At 44.3% G+C, this 16,660-nt stretch carries 15 protein-coding genes; 6 read left to right on the top strand and 9 right to left on the bottom strand.

All coding sequences use genetic code 11. From position 1 onward, the window contains the following. Window positions 1-13 precede the first annotated feature (13 nt). From CYLST_RS05070 to CYLST_RS05050, 5 genes are all read right to left on the bottom strand, one after another. Window positions 14-712: a DevA family ABC transporter ATP-binding protein gene (locus CYLST_RS05070; protein WP_041233441.1), complete on the bottom strand. Its 699-nt coding sequence runs from the start codon at window positions 710-712 to the stop codon at window positions 14-16. A gap of 103 nt (window positions 713-815) precedes the next feature. Next, window positions 816-1,988 carry an ABC transporter permease DevC gene (gene devC, locus CYLST_RS05065; RefSeq protein WP_015206633.1) on the bottom strand — a complete coding sequence of 391 codons (1,173 nt, stop codon included), beginning with the start codon at window positions 1,986-1,988 and terminating at the stop codon, window positions 816-818. Window positions 1,989-2,084: 96 nt separating this feature from the next. Then, window positions 2,085-3,281, bottom strand: a complete 1,197-nt coding sequence (locus CYLST_RS05060; RefSeq protein ID WP_015206632.1) for an ABC exporter membrane fusion protein — start codon at window positions 3,279-3,281, stop codon at window positions 2,085-2,087. An 812-nt stretch (window positions 3,282-4,093) separates the two neighbouring features. Beyond that, on the bottom strand, window positions 4,094-4,423 hold the full coding sequence (locus CYLST_RS05055) for a 4Fe-4S dicluster domain-containing protein (RefSeq protein WP_015206631.1): 330 nt from the start codon (window positions 4,421-4,423) through the stop codon (window positions 4,094-4,096). Beyond that, entirely contained in the window at window positions 4,420-6,045 is a 1,626-nt protein-coding gene (locus CYLST_RS05050; protein ID WP_085960752.1) for an FAD-dependent oxidoreductase, read from the bottom strand. Before CYLST_RS05050 ends, CYLST_RS05055 begins: the two co-directional genes overlap by 4 nt. Window positions 6,046-6,424: 379 nt before the next feature. On the opposite strand from CYLST_RS05050, the gene CYLST_RS05045 reads away from it, so the two are divergent. The 5 genes from CYLST_RS05045 (at window position 6,425) to CYLST_RS05025 (ending at window position 11,531) form a co-directional block, all read left to right on the top strand. Next, window positions 6,425-7,252, top strand: coding sequence for an NADPH-dependent oxidoreductase (locus tag CYLST_RS05045; RefSeq protein ID WP_015206629.1), 828 nt, complete (start codon window positions 6,425-6,427; stop codon window positions 7,250-7,252). 137 nt (window positions 7,253-7,389) lie between these two features. Further along, entirely contained in the window at window positions 7,390-8,547 is a 1,158-nt protein-coding gene (gene ssuD, locus CYLST_RS05040) for an FMNH2-dependent alkanesulfonate monooxygenase (RefSeq protein WP_015206628.1), read from the top strand. A gap of 109 nt (window positions 8,548-8,656) precedes the next feature. Continuing rightward, a complete protein-coding gene (locus CYLST_RS05035) occupies window positions 8,657-9,475 on the top strand; it encodes an ABC transporter permease subunit (RefSeq protein WP_015206627.1) in 819 nt (272 codons plus the stop codon). Between the two features lie 172 nt (window positions 9,476-9,647). Beyond that, window positions 9,648-10,421 carry an ATP-binding cassette domain-containing protein gene (locus CYLST_RS05030; protein WP_015206626.1) on the top strand — a complete coding sequence of 258 codons (774 nt, stop codon included), beginning with the start codon at window positions 9,648-9,650 and terminating at the stop codon, window positions 10,419-10,421. Window positions 10,422-10,583: 162 nt separating this feature from the next. Beyond that, window positions 10,584-11,531: a D-2-hydroxyacid dehydrogenase gene (locus tag CYLST_RS05025; RefSeq protein ID WP_015206625.1), complete on the top strand. Its 948-nt coding sequence runs from the start codon at window positions 10,584-10,586 to the stop codon at window positions 11,529-11,531. A gap of 314 nt (window positions 11,532-11,845) precedes the next feature. Here the strand turns inward: CYLST_RS05025 and CYLST_RS05020 are convergent, their stop codons facing one another. Beyond that, a complete protein-coding gene (locus CYLST_RS05020) occupies window positions 11,846-12,562 on the bottom strand; it encodes a response regulator transcription factor (protein WP_015206624.1) in 717 nt (238 codons plus the stop codon). 663 nt (window positions 12,563-13,225) lie between these two features. Here CYLST_RS05020 and CYLST_RS05015 point away from each other — a divergent pair. Next, complete coding sequence (locus CYLST_RS05015; RefSeq protein WP_015206623.1) at window positions 13,226-13,852, top strand: CPP1-like family protein; 627 nt, start codon at window positions 13,226-13,228, stop codon at window positions 13,850-13,852. Window positions 13,853-13,950: 98 nt separating this feature from the next. Here CYLST_RS05015 and CYLST_RS05010 read toward each other — a convergent pair whose 3' ends face one another. From CYLST_RS05010 to CYLST_RS05000, 3 genes are all read right to left on the bottom strand, one after another. Continuing rightward, window positions 13,951-14,631, bottom strand: a complete 681-nt coding sequence (locus tag CYLST_RS05010) for an HAD family hydrolase (protein ID WP_015206622.1) — start codon at window positions 14,629-14,631, stop codon at window positions 13,951-13,953. Between the two features lie 113 nt (window positions 14,632-14,744). After that, entirely contained in the window at window positions 14,745-15,818 is a 1,074-nt protein-coding gene (gene hppD / locus CYLST_RS05005) for a 4-hydroxyphenylpyruvate dioxygenase (RefSeq protein WP_041233440.1), read from the bottom strand. A gap of 122 nt (window positions 15,819-15,940) precedes the next feature. After that, window positions 15,941-16,645 carry an SDR family oxidoreductase gene (locus CYLST_RS05000; protein ID WP_015206620.1) on the bottom strand — a complete coding sequence of 235 codons (705 nt, stop codon included), beginning with the start codon at window positions 16,643-16,645 and terminating at the stop codon, window positions 15,941-15,943. Between the last annotated feature and the right edge of the window lie 15 nt (window positions 16,646-16,660).

The following is a 16,660-nucleotide window of genomic DNA, read 5'->3' as shown; positions in this document are numbered from 1 at the left end:
GCTGGCTGAAAGTTTATCTAAGATTTGCGGCTTTAGCAGCACTAGCTAGTTTGCCATCTTCCATGTGAACGATGCGATCGGCAATGTCGAGGATGCGGTTATCATGAGTCACCATCAAGATGGTACAACCTCTTTCTTTAGCAAGTTTCTGCATGAGGTTGACTACATCTCGACCGGATTGACTGTCTAGGGCGGCTGTGGGTTCATCTGCAAGGACAATTTGCGGATGACTGACTAAGGCGCGGGCGATCGCCACTCGCTGTTTTTGTCCTCCCGATAGTTGATCAGCATAGTAATGCAGATGATTTCCTAATCCTACCTGTTCTAGCATCTGGGCTGACCGGGAATGCATTTCCTGTAACCCAATATGCTGGTGCAATTCCAAACTCATTCTGACGTTCTGGAGTGCTGTTAAACTACCATGCAAATTGTTTGCTTGGAAAATATAACCATTATGGCATCGCGTCTGGACTAGGTGTTTGGCACTAGCACCGCACAATTCTCTTCCCAACACCCGCATACTCCCAAATTGGGCAGAACGCAACCCACCTACTAAGGTTAGCAGCGTCGTTTTACCAGAACCAGACGGGCCAGTCATGATAATAATTTCACCGGCGTTAATTTCTAGATTGATTTTAAATAACACTTGTTTGCGGAGTTGGCCGAAACCAAAGTAATGGTCGAGATTCTGAATTGAGATAACTGGAACCATACTTGGGATTGGTAATTGGTAATTGGTAATTGGGGATTGGTAATCGGTAATTGGTAATTGGGGATTCATTTCTATTACCCATTACCCATTACCCGTTACCGATTTAGAACATATCAGCGGGGTCGGTAGCTTGAAGTTTACGAGTAGCGATCGCCCCTGAGATAGTACACATGATGATGGTCAGCACAATCACCTGCAATGCCCGGATTGCGGTCATGTACATGGGTAGATTTGTGGCTTGCCGAGTTAGCTGGTAAAGTCCCAAGGATACTGCCACACCTGGCATAAAGCCCAGCACTGCCAAAATCAACGCCTCTTCAAACACCACACTTAGCAGGTAGTAATTGCGATAACCCATTGCTTTGAAGGTGGCGTATTCTTTCACGTGGGCATTGACATCGGCGGAGAGGACTTGATAGACGATAATCACCCCCACCACAAACCCCATCGAGACACCAAGGCTGAAAATAAAGCCGATGGGGGAGTTGGTTCTCCAGAAGTTGTTCTCAAATTCGATAAATTCTGTGTGAGTTAGAACTCTAACATCATCACTGAGGTAAGTTCTCAAGTCTGCTGCTACTTTTTGTTTGTCATAGCCAGGTTTTACCTGGATTAAACCTAGACTGATACTGCTTGAGGGGCGTTTGGGAAATAAGCGTAAAAAGTTCTGATCGCTGGTGATGAGGCTACCATCAGTCCCAAAGGAAGCTCCAACGTTATATAACCCACTAATGGTAATTGTCCGCCCGTCGATTTCGGTGGTAACAATTTTACCTTGGTCAATTTGTGCGATCGCTTCTTGGTAATCTCCTCTAGCGCCACGGTCGAATAAAACTGTGTACGGCAGTTTTATCGCCTGTAATTGTTGGTTAACGGACAGTAAATCAAAGGCTGGTTGATCTGGATTGAAGCCGATAACTAATACCCCTGTCCCATGACGTGTTTGGGGATTCTTCCAGGTGATGACGTTGAAGTACATTGCTTCTGCTGACTTTACCCCTGGTATATCCATTGCTTGGTACAGTCGTCGCCGAGAAAACGTAGACATACTTTGCAGGTTACGGGTTTGGGGACTGATTAATACAATGTCTGTTTTTAAACTGCGATGTAATCTGGTGTTGCTGTCATACAGCGCTGTCTGAAAGCCTAGTTGCATAAACATGAGAACGTCGGCAAAGGCAATGCCTGACAATGCTACCAGCAGGCGACTTTTTTCATGACTCAGTTGCAACCATCCCAGAGGTGTTCGCCGCCGCAGTTGTTGGAGTGGTCCCATGATATTTTTGAGTGCTGAGTGTGGTAGTTAGAAAAATGTAAGTGGGAAAAAGGTAATTAGAAAAAACTATTACCCATTGCCTTTTTCCCAATCCGTTCACAATTCAATGACCACTTTGACCTGCATATTGGTTAAGTTGGCAGCTTTCTGGCTGGAGGCATTATCTAGTCGGATATGAACTTTCACCACTCTGTTGTCGATGTTGCTGGATGGATCAGTATTAATCACACTCTGTCGGCGCACCTGCAAGCCTATCTGATCCACTGTTCCTGGCAATTCCACGCTTAAAACATCAGTTACTACTCGCACCCGTTGACCAATACGCACTTTGCTGATGTCGCTTTCGTAAACTTCGGCTACTGCATACATCTGGCTGGTTTGCCCAATATCGGCAATACCATCATTTGAGATCAATTCCCCTGGACGGGTGTGGATCTCAAATATCTGTCCCTGAAGTGGCGATCGCACATAAGCTTGTTTAAGATTAGCTTTTGCCTGGTTCATGGCTGCTGTGGCACGGCCAACTTCGGCAGTGAAGGTTGCCACATCCACCCCTCGCACTTCAGATATTTGCTCCAGTGTGGCTGTGGCTTCTTTAACTTGTTGCTGGCTGGTTAATTGGGTACGCTTTAACTGCACCTGTGCTTCTTGAAGACTTTTTTGGGCGGTTTCTAGAGTTAAGCGTTTGCTGTCCTGTTGAGAGGCGGAGATTGCGCCTTCTGCATACAATCTCTGATAGCGTTGGTCTTCTGCTTGAGCATTCAGTACTTGGGCTTTTAAGCGTCCAATGGTGGCAAATTGGGCATCAATATCGCCTTGGCGTTCTGCTATCAGGCGAGCAATTTTGGCAATTTGGGCGTTAATTTCACCACGTTTCACACCTGCTTGGATGCGGGCTAAGTTTGCCTGTGCTACTTTTACCTGTGCTTGCGCTTCTGTTAATGCTGCTTGCAAGCGATCGCGATTGTCCAAAATAGCAATCACCTGGCCTACCTTCACCCTATCCCCCTCTTTCACTAGTAACTCTTCTACTCGACTCCCTGTACCAGATACAGCAGCAGAGAGTTTAATCACTTCTCCCTGTGGCTCGATCCGTCCTAAAGATGTGACCGTTTTTAATTCTGGTGCGTTCACTCCTGGAGCTTGTGCTTTCTGATGAGCTGCATCTCGAAATTTTATCCCCGTAAAAACACTAATTCCTATCACAGTTAATGATGCAATTATAACTATAATAATGGGCGGACGTAAAATAGACTGAAGGGATAATGAACCTTGTAGCTTGGGGTTTTGCACAATAGCATACCTTTTCAGCAATTCAAAATTAGTTCATTCTGCAACTGTCAAGAAAATTGGATTTTCCTCAAGGTTCTCAGCATTTTTAAATGTAGATTCCTGGTAGAAAGTGACCTAGCACAAAACACTCTCCCAGCTTTCCATTCGTCGTGCTGTAACGTAGAACTCTAAGAATCAGCTTTTTTGTAGATATCTAAACTCAAAATTCCTGATTCAGAAGCCATACCTAGAACTTTGATGGCTTCATTGGTAGATTTTGCCATCACTGGGCAGATTTTGTCTGGTTGCGAGATTATACCAATGGAAGCGATCACTTAATTGATGCTTTGACACACCTACTAATTGTTAATTATGCTGTTAAATAATCTCATTTAGCTTATTTTTTATACCAATGCTTGGCGGTAGTAAATAAGTAATTAAAAATATATATTAGGTATTTTTGGCAGCCTATATATTCAGTTTTTGCAATCAAGGAAAGTAGTGATCTTGATTGACTGATAATACCCTTTTACTAAATGGCACAGATCAGAGACTATTAGACATACATCTAAATTAAGATATTTGTATTAGATTGAAACTAAAATAGTATAAATAAAAATAAATTGTCTTCAAAGCTGATTAAAAATTGAGGCTATATCTAAACTTAGATTGCCTCAATTACTAATTTCAGGTCAACCCCTTCCCTACGGAACGCCAAAGGCGAACGGGGAATTAAAAACTAACAGAATTTTGTGCCTCTTTCAGAGGAGCTGCGCTAACGCGGAGGTGCGGTCGGCTCTATGAGAGCATTTTTAATTCAAAAAAGGTCAAATTCACTTCATCTGTTTGAGAATTTGGAATGTTTGATCATTCTTCGCTGTGGATTTCCGCTTACTTCCCCAACCGATATTTTCGCGGTAACTGCCAAGTAGTCCTGTTTTGGCTAATTCTGCCTCACTGACTGAAGTCAGCACATCGGTTTCTGGTGCTACAAACAAGGCATCAACTGGGCAATACAATTCGCACATAAAACAAGTTTGGCAATCACTCTGTCTGGCAATTGTTGGCGGTGCATTAGGTACACTATCAAATACATTTGTCGGGCAAACGCTGACACAGATATTACACTTGATGCACCGCGACTCGCTTACCAACTCGATCACACTACTGCTCCTATTTTCGATGGTAATTTTTCTACATTATTTAAAGGTTGAGCTTTCACCCAAACTTCATCTAGACCACCACTTATCAAGTGATGTTGCTGATTAGCATCCTGTTCTGGATAGTCTAGATGTCTATGCATACCACGAGTTTCTTTGCGTTCAAGGGCACTGCTGTACATCCAGCGGGCTGTGGCTACCATTGAGGCGGCTTCTCGCGCCCGAACAAGTTGGTTATTTTCAACAAGACGATCGCGAATTTCTTGCCAGAGGTGATTTAGCCGAACCAGAGAATCGGATAAACCTTGATTTGTACGGAATAAGTTGCGATCGTAAGGAAATACTTCAGCTTGTACTGCTTGAATAATTTCATCAGTTGCTAAAGTCTGGGGACGTTCTTTTTGAGTACTTAATCCTGCTACCCCAACACCTTTAACACGGCGTTGATTTGCTTGATTTCCTAGATTTTGAGCATATTTAGCCGCAGATTCCCCTGACCAATAACCTGAGGAAATCGCCCAAGCGGCATTATGACTACCACCACCTGTAAACCCGCCACAAATCAGTTCTCGTGTGGCTGCATCTCCTGCGGCATAGAGTCCTGGTACAGAAGAGGCACAGGTTTGATCAACAATTCTCATCCCACCAGTTCCGCGGACTGTTCCCTCTAAGCGCAGGGTAACAGGGAAGCGTTGGGTAAAGGGATCGATGCCTGCACGGTCAAAGGGTAAAAAGAAGTTGGGCTGTGCTAAACGCATAGATGCCCGCATCTGGGGCGCTGCTTTGTCTATAATCGCGTAAACCGGTTGGGAGAGCAATGTTTGGGCAATAACTGAACGCCCTTTTTGCGAACCTGCTCCCGGAATCGGGGTGCCGTCTTCGTAGGTAAAGGTTGCCCATTTGTAGAACAGGGTTTTGGTAACTGAAGAAAAGGCGGGAGAGATGCCGTAAGCATTGGAAAACTCCATTCCTGACATCTCGGCACCTGCTTCCGCCGCCATTAAGTAACCATCCCCTGTCAGAACGTTGCATCCTAAAGCTTTACTCAAGAAGGCACAACCACCGGTGGCAATAATTGTAGAATGCGATCGCACTTTCCATGTTGCACCGGTCTGCCGATTCACCCCCGTCGCACCACTGACAATACCTTCTTCATCTACCAGCAGTTGTAGTGCGGGGCTGTGGTCTAATATTTTTACTCCTACTCGTTTGATTTGCTTCCGCATCAGCCGCATATATTCTGGACCTTGAAGCGATCGCCGATAGGGTTTACCTTCGTCGTCAGTGGGAAAGGGATAACCCCACTCTGATAACAGGTTAACGTTGGCATAAGTCTGATCGAGCACGCGATTCATCCAACTGCGGTTTGCTAAAAATCCACCTAATGATTCCCGACTGGCGATCGCGGTTTCCCTTGCATCCGCATCAGGTGGTACATACCAAACACCATTACCAGACGCAGCCGCACATCCTGTAGTCCCGCAATATCCTTTATCCACAAGTACAACTTTAGCACCATGAGCAGCTGCACTCCATGCCGCCCAAGTGCCTGCTGGCCCACCACCAATCACCAGCACATCCGCTTCTAAATTTAGTTCAAAATCAGTTGTCAACGTTTTTAGCATCAACTCTTTCCCCATCAATAAAGTCTTCAGCGTCAATTCTTCACTCCATCAATACGGCACTTTTGGCTTGGCAGCAAATGGCCGACGGTTTCTTAAAGAATGAGGATTTATCGCTAAACTACGGCAACTTGATTGATTTGCCGTAGTTTTAGATAAAACACAGTTTTTCACAGTTCCCAGAAAAAAGCAAGTATTGTTAGACAATAAATTGCCAAGTAACGTTGTGTAAAATGCCTCAAATTAGGCTTGCTTTTTCCGGATTTTTGTGCAAACATCCAAAGTGATGAGCAAACTACATAAAACCGATAGTATTGCCGTAGATTAAGATAAACTTAGGTAATGCTATTATCAAAAGTTTAGTAATCAAGTAGTACTAATTATGACCAAATTTACTGAACTTTTACGTTTTCGTTATGGTGATAACGCTGTCAATATAATAGAAGATATTGACAATAAAGACAGCCTAACCACATTACTCTCTCACCGTTCGATTCGCGCTTACCTTTCTCAATCACTGCCAGCAGGAACATTAGAAACCTTAGTTGCAGCGGCTCAATCAGCTTCGACTTCCTCTAATCTCCAGACATGGAGTGTTGTTGCAGTAGAAGATGAAAACCGCAAAGAAGAATTAGCAAAATTAGCGGGAAATCAAGCACATATTCGCCAAGCGCCTTTATTTCTGGTTTGGTTAGCAGATTTAGCGCGTTTGACTTACATTGCTGAAAATAGCGGGCTGCCTCATGAAGGTTTAGACTTTTTAGAAATGTTTTTGATGGCAACGATAGATGCCACATTAGCCGCTCAAAATGCGGTAGTTGCTGCTGAATTGCTGGGTTTAGGAACAGTATATATTGGGGGCATTCGTAACCAACCCGAAAAAGTAGCCCAAGTGCTGAATTTGCCGCCCCATGTCGTGGGAGTGTTTGGACTTTGTGTAGGTTATCCCGATCCAGCGGTGAATGCAGCGATTAAGCCTAGGTTGCCCCAATCTGCCGTGCTGCATCGAGAAACTTATCAGCTAGCAACACAAGATGAAGCGATCGCACAATATAACGAAGTGATGAAAGCTTTCTACGCTGCCCAGAATATGAATATTCCTGGGGATTGGTCAGAACATTCTGCCAAGCGGATTGCTTTTGCGGAATCTCTGTCGGGACGCGATCGCTTGAGTGAAGCTTTGAAAAACCTCGGCTTCAAACTGCGTTAATCGTCATAGTTGCAGGTTGACGTGATTTTCATTCCGCTAACTGGAATTGCATTTTAAGTAATATCCAGTAAAGTTTTGCCTATAAAATACGGTAACTTAGTCTAATTAAAGTAGTTTATTTTTATACTGTCATCACCATGCAAATTCTCTGGTTTCTTCCCACTGGTAGCGATGGACGTTATTTAGGCACAAAAATTGGCTTTCGTGCTGCCACTCCTGATTATTTGCAGCAAATTGCCCAAGCTGTAGACAATCTCGGTTACACAGGCGCATTACTACCTACGGGGCCTTTTTGTGAAGATGCCTGGATTACCGCTGCCTCTCTGATCTCTGTCACCAAACGCATGAAGTTTCTGGTAGCAATTCGTCCGGGGGTTACTTCCCCAAGTGTAGCTGCACGCATGGCGGCGACATTTGACCGGATGTCTCGTGGGCGATTGTTAATTAATGTAGTCACAGGCGGCGACCCAGTGCAACTAGCTGGGGATGGTTTGCATCTGAGCCATGATGATCGTTATGACTTAACAGATGAATTCCTGACAGTTTGGCGAGGTATTGTCAGCGGGGAAACAGTTGATTTTAAAGGAACCCACCTAGACATCAAAGGCGGTAAGCTGTTATTCCCACCAGTTCAAAGTCCTTATCCGCCATTGTGGTTTGGTGGTTCTTCTGCTGCTGCTAAACGAGTTGCTGCCAAACATATTGATGTTTACCTAACTTGGGGAGAACCGCCACAGCTAGTAGCCGAAAAGATTAAGGAAGTGCGTCAACTAGCAGCAGCACAAGGCAGAACAGTGCGTTTTGGTATCCGCCTGCACGTGATTGTGCGCGAAACCGAGTCAGCAGCCTGGGATGCAGCCAATGAGTTAATTCAGTATGTCGATGAAAATGCGATCGCCAAATCCCAACAAGCCTTTGCTGATTCCGACTCTGAAGGACAACGGCGGATGAGTCAACTGCATGGTGGTAGTCGAGAAGCCTTAGAAATTAGCCCCAACCTCTGGGCAGGAATTGGCTTGGTGCGGGGTGGCGCTGGTACTGCCCTAGTGGGAGATCCTGATACCGTTGCCGCCCGGATGCTGGAATATCAAGAATTAGGCATAGAAACCTTCGTCCTTTCTGGATACCCCCATCTAGAAGAAGCCTATCGTACTGCCGAATTACTGTTTCCACGCTTACCCTTGCAGAACCAAACGGCACAACTAACACCCCAAATCTTGAGTTCTTTTAGCGAATTCGTCAACAACGATAAATTTGCTCAACAACTACAAGTAGCTCCTGTGAGTACCTCATGACAACAGCAAATTTTAGATTAGGAATTTGGGATTAAGCACAAAGACCAAATCTAAAATCTAAAATTTGATGCCCTCGAATTTATCAGTGGAATCTAAAATCTAAAATTTGATGACTATTACCCTGAAAAAAAACAAGATACCCAAGATATCGCTGGACTGGCTACAAAACCAGCGAGTTCAGAAATTAATTCCTTGGATTGTACCCATTTTCATAGTAATGCTTTGGGAGTTGTCAGTTAGAACTGGTTTGCTCTCGACCAGAATTTTACCAGCACCGAGTGGTGTGATTGCCACAGCGATTAAATTAGCTGCAACTGGAGAACTTTTTAAGCATATAGGAATTAGTGCTGGACGTGCACTTTCCGGTTTTATAGTTGGTGGTAGTATTGGTTTTAGCTTGGGATTGCTTAATGGCATTTTTCCCGTTGCGGAAAAGTTATTGGATACTTCTGTACAAATGCTCCGCACTATACCCAATTTGGCATTAATTCCACTGGTAATTTTGTGGTTTGGCATTGGCGATCAAGCTAGATTATTTCTGGTATCCTTGGGGGTATTTTTTCCTCTCTATCTCAATACATTTCATGGAATTCGCAGCGTTGACCCAGGATTGATTGAGATGGGCAAAGTCTATGGATTAAAACCAGCACAGCTTTTATGGGAAATCATTTTTCCAGGTGCGTTGTCTTCGATTCTTGTTGGTGTGCGTTTTTCTTTGGGAATTATGTGGCTAACGCTGATTGTGGCAGAAACCATCGCCGCAGATTCAGGACTTGGTTATATGGCAATGAATGCCCGTGAGTTTATGCAAACCGATGTTGTGGTATTGAGCATTTTTATTTATGCTTTGTTGGGTAAGTTGGCAGATGCCATCGCCAGACTTTTGGAAGCAAAATGTTTGGCTTGGCATCCAAATTATCAAAGCTGATAAATGCCAAATTTACTCAATGCAAGGATTTTAGATTAACCCCCTAAATTAAGGCATGAGTACACAGTTTTAGATTGAATATTGCTTTTTAATCCAAAAAGTAAAAGTTTAATCTATTCTAGATTTCGCCTGTTGCTCAATTGTAACTACTCTCAGATAGGACATTTTTCTAATGACTTTAACTGCAATGAAAGGTACACATCTAAATATTTTAGATTTGACCAAAACTTTTGGTCAAAAGAATGTTTTAAGTTCAGTGAATTTAGAAGTGCAGCCAGGAGAATTTGTGGCGATAGTTGGGCGTAGTGGTTGTGGTAAAAGTACTTTATTGCGTCTGGTATCGGGATTAGAGAAATCGTCTTCTGGTGGAGTCTTACTAGATGGAGAACCCCTGCGTAAACTTAGCGGCTCTGTAAGAATGATGTTTCAAGACTCGCGGTTGCTCCAATGGAAGCGCGTGATTGAGAATGTAGGCTTGGGCTTGCAAAATAATTGGCGAGCAAGGGCTGAATGGGCACTAGAGCAAGTTGGACTCAAGGACAGAGCAGAAGAGTGGCCATCAGTACTTTCTGGAGGACAGCGCCAACGGGTGGCACTAGCCAGGGCGTTAGTCAGTCAGCCACGTTTGTTATTGCTCGATGAGCCTTTGGGAGCCTTGGATGCTCTAACCCGTATTGAGATGCAACGGTTGATTGAGCAGTTATGGCAAGAGCAACAATTTACCTCGCTTCTAGTTACCCATGATGTAGAAGAAGCGGTGGCGTTAGCAGACCGCGTAATCCTGATTGAAGAAGGAAGGATTACGCTCAACCTCCCTGTGAATCTTTCACGTCCTCGTGACAGAGCTAGTGAAGAGTTTATCGACCTGAGAGAAACCGTTCTAGACCGAGTGATGAGTCGTGAAAGCAGCCACATAAATAAAGAATTATTGCAGTTGAGTAAATAAATACAAATTTTATTGTTTTAAACTTCTGGATATAACTGGCGGGCTTTGATGCTTCTCGCACTATCTTGTAAAATTACTCGCAAGTGCCAAAATTTATGCTGGCAATAAACAGCCTTTGACCAGAGACAACGAAAGCATCTAGTTCAGGGGAAAATAACCTCAATGAAACTTATTTTACCTATCGAGAGTGCTGCGGAAATTGAGCCTCATTTAGCTTCTGATACTAAAGTTGTACTGGTTGATAGTGATGGCAATCTTGACAATGATGCCAGTGATGCTGAAGTTTATTTAAGTTGGTTTCTTCTGAAAAGCACTACCCTACATCAAGTCTTAGCAGCAGCCCCGGCGCTGCGTTGGCATCATGCACCGAATGCGGGGGTGAATCACATTCTAACGCCAACTTATTTAGAGCGCGACCTCACGCTCACTAATGGGGCGGGAGTACATGCAATTCCGGTCGCGGAATTTGTCCTCGCCTACATCCTAAATCATGCCAAATATCTGCCAGAATTACACGCTCTCCAGGCTGAACACCACTGGAAAAGAGGGCTGGCTATCCAAGAATTGACGGATGCCACTTTGTTAATTATTGGTGCTGGTGCTATTGGTCAAGAAATTGCTGTTCGCGCCAAAGCCTTCGGGATGAGAGTTTTTGGCAGTCGTCGTCATCCTCAAGAGTTACCCAATTTTGACAAGGTTGTTGGAGCTGATGAGTGGCGATCGCTTCTTCCGTTCGCTGACTATATAGTTGTTGCTACACCACTGACTCCAGAAACTCAGGGTTTAATCGATGAAGCCGCACTGCGATCGCTGCCGAATCATGCCTATCTGATTAATATTGCTCGCGGTGCCGTAGTCGATGAGCCAGCATTAGTGAGAGCGCTCACAGAAGGTTGGATTGCAGGCGCAGCATTAGATACAGTGATTGGGGAACCCCTCGCATCAGAAAGCCCTTTATGGTCAGTCCCTAACGTCTTGATCACACCTCACTGTTCTGGTCATTCTCCAAAGGTGAAACAGCGTTCGGTGGCGCTTTTTCTCGACAATTTGACGCGCTACCAAACTGGCCAGCCCTTACGCAATATAGTTGACAAACAAGCAGGATATTAAAAACCCTTCTTCCTTGTCTTCTCTAAGCCACTTTTAACAGATGCAGCCTCAGAAAGGGCGTCTTGTGCGATCGCTCTGATTTTCACCCCTTCCATTGGTGGGCTGGAGCGTCAGTGGATAGTTATTTTTTGCTAGAAAATGTTGACAAAAACGCAAATACCCCAAAATCTGGTCCTTGCACTCTCGGAATTTGCCTCTCAGGCGTTTCGTTTTTGTCTAGGTCATTCTCAAAACTAACCTGATTACGGATGCAGCGTGAGGATTCTGCTTGTTTAAATCAAGAGCCAAGAGTTTTTTAACTCTTGGCTCTTGACTTAGGACTTGGTGTCTTGTTGGGGGTGAATAGAACATTCAAATTTGTACCCTACACCGCGTACAGTCTGAATTAATGCTGGCTGACTAGCATCGATTTCAATCTTCTTGCGAATTTGACCAATATGTACATCTACAACCCGTTGGTCGCCCACATATTCATAGTCCCAAACCTCTTGGATGAGTTCTGCTCGCCGCCAAACTCGACCTGGATGACTAGCTAAAAAATGCAATAAGTCAAATTCTAGAGCGGTTAAGGGAACTGGTTGGTTGCTAAGTGTCACTTCCCGTCGCACCGGGTCGATCATCAGCTTTTCAAAAATCAGACGTTTCTGTTCTGCGGTAGTTACAACCCGCTGACGCCTCAAAATCGCTGCTACTCTAACTTCTAACTCCCCAAGACCAAATGGCTTGGTGAGATAGTCATCAGCACCTTTAGAAAAACCGCGAATTTTGTCAGCTTCGTCTGCACGACTAGTCAGCATCAGCACAAAAACACCATTACGACTTTGCATCTCTTGACAGAGGTTAAAGCCGATCACATCTGGTAAATTCACATCTAGAATCACCAAATCTGGGTTAAATTGCTCAAATTGAGTCAGAGCCGTTTTACCGTCTTCGGCAGCCTCTACTTGATAGTTCTGTTTAATCAAAAAGCGTTGGATTAAATTCCGAACCGCAGGGTCGTCATCAACTACAAGAATCTTGGCGGGAGCCATGACCATCACTTTACACAAAAATTCATAGGATTAACAGGAGGATTGCGTAGAAACGCAGTTTCCACTTTGGCAGTAATTAAGAATCTACAAGGCTAAGGCATGATGATCCTGATTATTCAAATAAACTGTAATCAAGATTATGGACAAAGAGAGCGTCTATGTTCTAGCAAGTAGCTCTGCACTTCAGTATATCCAGTAAAGAGATATTCTGAACTTAGCCTTCTTCATTCGGTAAAGTCAGACACTTTTTGATATCAGTAAGTTGGTGATTTAAAACTTTTCAATTTTAAATCGATATGTACATTTATACCATCAGTGATTGTGAGCCAAAATTGATGAAAACTCCCTCAGGGCTAGGTTAAATGCCAAATAAGACCCAAAAAAGTCAATTTTCTCCAAAAAAATGATGTTTAGGTATTCCCAGTTCAAATTCTAGAGTAGAGCCAGAAATAATCAACGACATGGGGGGATACACGGAGTTCTGGCAATATGTTAAAGTGACTATAGTTAAAATTCACAAGTTAATCAAACCAACCCGTGTTACTATCCTGGTAGAGCATAAAAATTTGGTTGAAACATTAGTTTCGATCAACATCAAAACTTAAAGTTGTTTTTTCTTCAACAAAAGACTGCCGCTGACCGAGGCTGAATTAACAAACTCCCATGAGCGATCAAAATCCCTACGAAAAACTTGGGGTATCAGAAGATGCTAGCTTCGATGAAATTCAGGATGCTCGCAATAGCCTGTTGGAGCAACACGGTGGTGATGGCAATAGTCTAGAAGTAATTGAAGCGGCTTACGATGCGATTTTAATGGAGCGCTTACGGATGCGCCAAGAAGGTAAAATCAAAGTACCTGAGCGCATCCGATTCCCAGAGATGCGAGTGCAATCTTCTCCTAAAGAAAGTCTCACCCCTCGTGAGCAGACACCTGCATGGCTGCAACGAATATTAGACCAGCCAAAGTCGGTAGATGTGCTGTTACCAGGAGCCTGGTATCTTGGTTTGAGTGCCATTAGTGTGTTTTACCCAGCTGCGGGCGCTCAGGTTTTGCAGTTAGCCTTGGTACTTGGGGTGGGAATCAGTGTTTATTTTCTCAATCGCAAAGAAGGCAAATTTGGTCGAGCCGTTTTATTTACGCTGGGAAGTTTAATCATTGGCTTAATTGCTGGGGCGCTAATTGCTAGCTGGCTATTGCCACTAACGCCTTTCATCAAGCTGACAGAGAATCAGTTTTCTACAGTGTTGACGTTTATATTGTTGTGGTTGGTTAACAGCTTTCTGCGCTAAAAGGGTGGGAAAGCCGCCCCGACCTTGGGTTGGGGCGAAATTCAAAATTCAGCATAGACGAAAAGCTAACTTGATCAGCCTTTCGTCTATTTTAAGTACTAATTTTTGAGGATTAAATCTACAGCCTCACTCAAATCCTGGATAATGATGTCGGGCTGGTAAAGTTCTAATTGGGTGCGATCGCGAATTCCACTCTCTACAGCCATCACCTTAATACCATGATTTTTCGCGGCGGTGATATCGGCTTCTGTATCTCCCACCATCCAGGTATCAGTAGCGGTGGGCAGTTCGGCTAATGCCCGTGCCATCAGCAAGGGTTTATCTTCGATATCGCGGGTTTTAACATAGTCGTTACTCAAGCAATAACAGCGATTTTCCGGGAAAAATTGGCCTAAATCATATTTTTTGAAGGCATAGTCGAGTTCCCAAACCCGGCGCATAGTCATTACTGCCAAGTCGATGCCAGCTTGTTGAATTTTTAACAGCGCTGCCAATGCACCAGGGATGAGGCTGTCATACTGGAAGTAAGGTTCTGTATGCACTATTTGCCGCCGTAATTGGGAAAATGCTTGGGACTGTGCTTCGTCTAAACCAGAATGCAAAGCAATTTGTTTTTCAGGTACGCGCGATCGCTTCTTCTGCCAAAACTCGGCTTTTGAAAGTTGTTGCACTGGTTGGTCTGGATATCGGGTTTTTTCCAGACAGAATTGATAAACACTATAGTACCGTTGGGAAACATCCATAATTGGGCCGTCGAAGTCGGTAATCAGTCTTAGCATCGGCAAAAAATGTGGTTTTTTAGGAAAAAATCTCAGTAAAGTAGCCTTGTTTTGAATTGAACCTCATAGGTTGCAGTTTCTAGCAGGGTGAGATGGGGACAAATAACAACAGACTACTGACCATTGACAAATCCGCGTTTGATTTGTTCGCTTTCAATGGCTGCAAATAAGGCCCGAAAGTTACCTTCCCCAAAACCAGAAGCCTGGCAACGACGTTCGATAAACTCAAAGAAAAAGGTTGGCTGTCCAAAAATGGGCTGGGTGAAAATTTGTAGTAGTAAGGCCCCTAGGGGAGCATCTTCTTGCCAGTCAACCAAAATTTCCTGTTGGGCGATCGCCTCCATTTCTGGTGGAGATAGAGCGAGTTTTAGACGCTGTTCTAGCTGTGAGTAGTAGCTTTTGGGGACTGAAAGTAAAGATAGACCACGGTTGCGAAATTGGGCGATCGCACTCACAAGGTTAGGCGATCGCAAAGCGATATGTTGAATTCCCGGGCCCCGATTTACCTCCAGAAACTCCTGAATTTGGGAATTTGGCGAAGCTGGCTCATTAATTGGTAATTGGACGCTACCGTTGCGGGAAACCATGACTTGGCTGTACAAAGCAGAGTGAGCGGTTTGAATTTTAAACGTCTGTTGGGGTTGAAAATCGAGGATGTTTTCGTACCAAGCCGCCACAAGGTTTAAATCGCCTGCCGCCACATTTAGCACTACGTGATCTATAGCAGTAAAACTACTGCCAGTAGTAAAGTACAGCTGATCGCTGACTGTCGATCTTTCAATCAATGTATGAGCCAGCCCACCCCAAGCAGCAATTTTGCAGCACTTGAGGGATACAGCACCCACCTGGTGTTCCTGAACTGGTTGGAGGATGGTGGCGCCTTGGGCTTGAGCTAAAGCGATCGCATGATTCACATCTGCAACAACAAATGCCACATCTGCCACACCAGGGGGATGCTGACGCAGAAATTCAGCTACTGGGCTTGTGGCTGAAAGCGGTGAAGACAGCAAAAAGCAGACAACACCGTTTTTCACCACGAACGTGCAAGTGTGAAACGATTCCCCTTGATTAATTAGGGTTGGGAGAATGGAATCGGCTACTACTTGAAAACCGAGATGATGTACAAACCAATCTCGCCACACTTTGGCATCTTCTACATAGAAGTGAACGTGATCAATTTTTAACATATAGCCCAAATTATGGAAATCCAGCATAATAGCTTATATATGTGTAAATTATGCCTTTATTGCTAGATTTCCACTTCTTTCCTAAGCAATAATTCCCTAGCTGCACTACCACATCCCTAAACCTAGAAAAACAGATGACTATCAGGTTGAATGTTAATTTCCATTGGCACAGCTTGTGGTTCGGCAGTCAAGGCATAGAAAATGGCATTGGCGGCAGTTTCGGGACTGAGCATTTTTTTTCTGTCTACCTTTAAGCTGACATTGTCCCAGAAAGGAGAATCTACCCCACCAAAATAAAATAGGGTGAACTTGACGCCAAAGCGTTTGAGTTCCTCCGCCATACACTTGCTAAAACCGACGACGCCAAACTTAGAAGCAGAATAAGCTGCTGCCATTGCCATCGAATGCTTACCCAGAATTCCCACAACATTACAGATATGACCAGACTTGCGCTTTTGCATCTCTTCAGCAGCTGCCTGAGTAGTGTAAAAGCTACCTTTTAAGTTGACATCTAGCATCTTGTTTAAATCTGCTGGTTCCAAGCTGTTATAAGGTTTGAGAATACCAGCACCAGCGGCATTCACCAACACATCAATTTGACCAAACTCAGCAACAGTTCTTTTAATCAATGCATCTACCTGCTGGGGATCAGTGATATCTGTGGGCACCGTCAAGACTTCCCCCGGTAACTCCTCTGCCAATGCAGCTAAACGCACTGCATCTCTGGCAGTCAATACCAACCGCGCACCTGTGGGGGCAAGTTGGCGAGTTAAAACTGAACCAATGCCACCAGTGGCACCGACAATCACAACGACTTTACCTTGCATCGTACCCTTTACATT

This window comes from Cylindrospermum stagnale PCC 7417 (genome assembly GCF_000317535.1).
Classification (GTDB): domain Bacteria; phylum Cyanobacteriota; class Cyanobacteriia; order Cyanobacteriales; family Nostocaceae; genus Cylindrospermum; species Cylindrospermum stagnale.
This window is presented reverse-complemented; position numbering and strand designations above follow the sequence as displayed.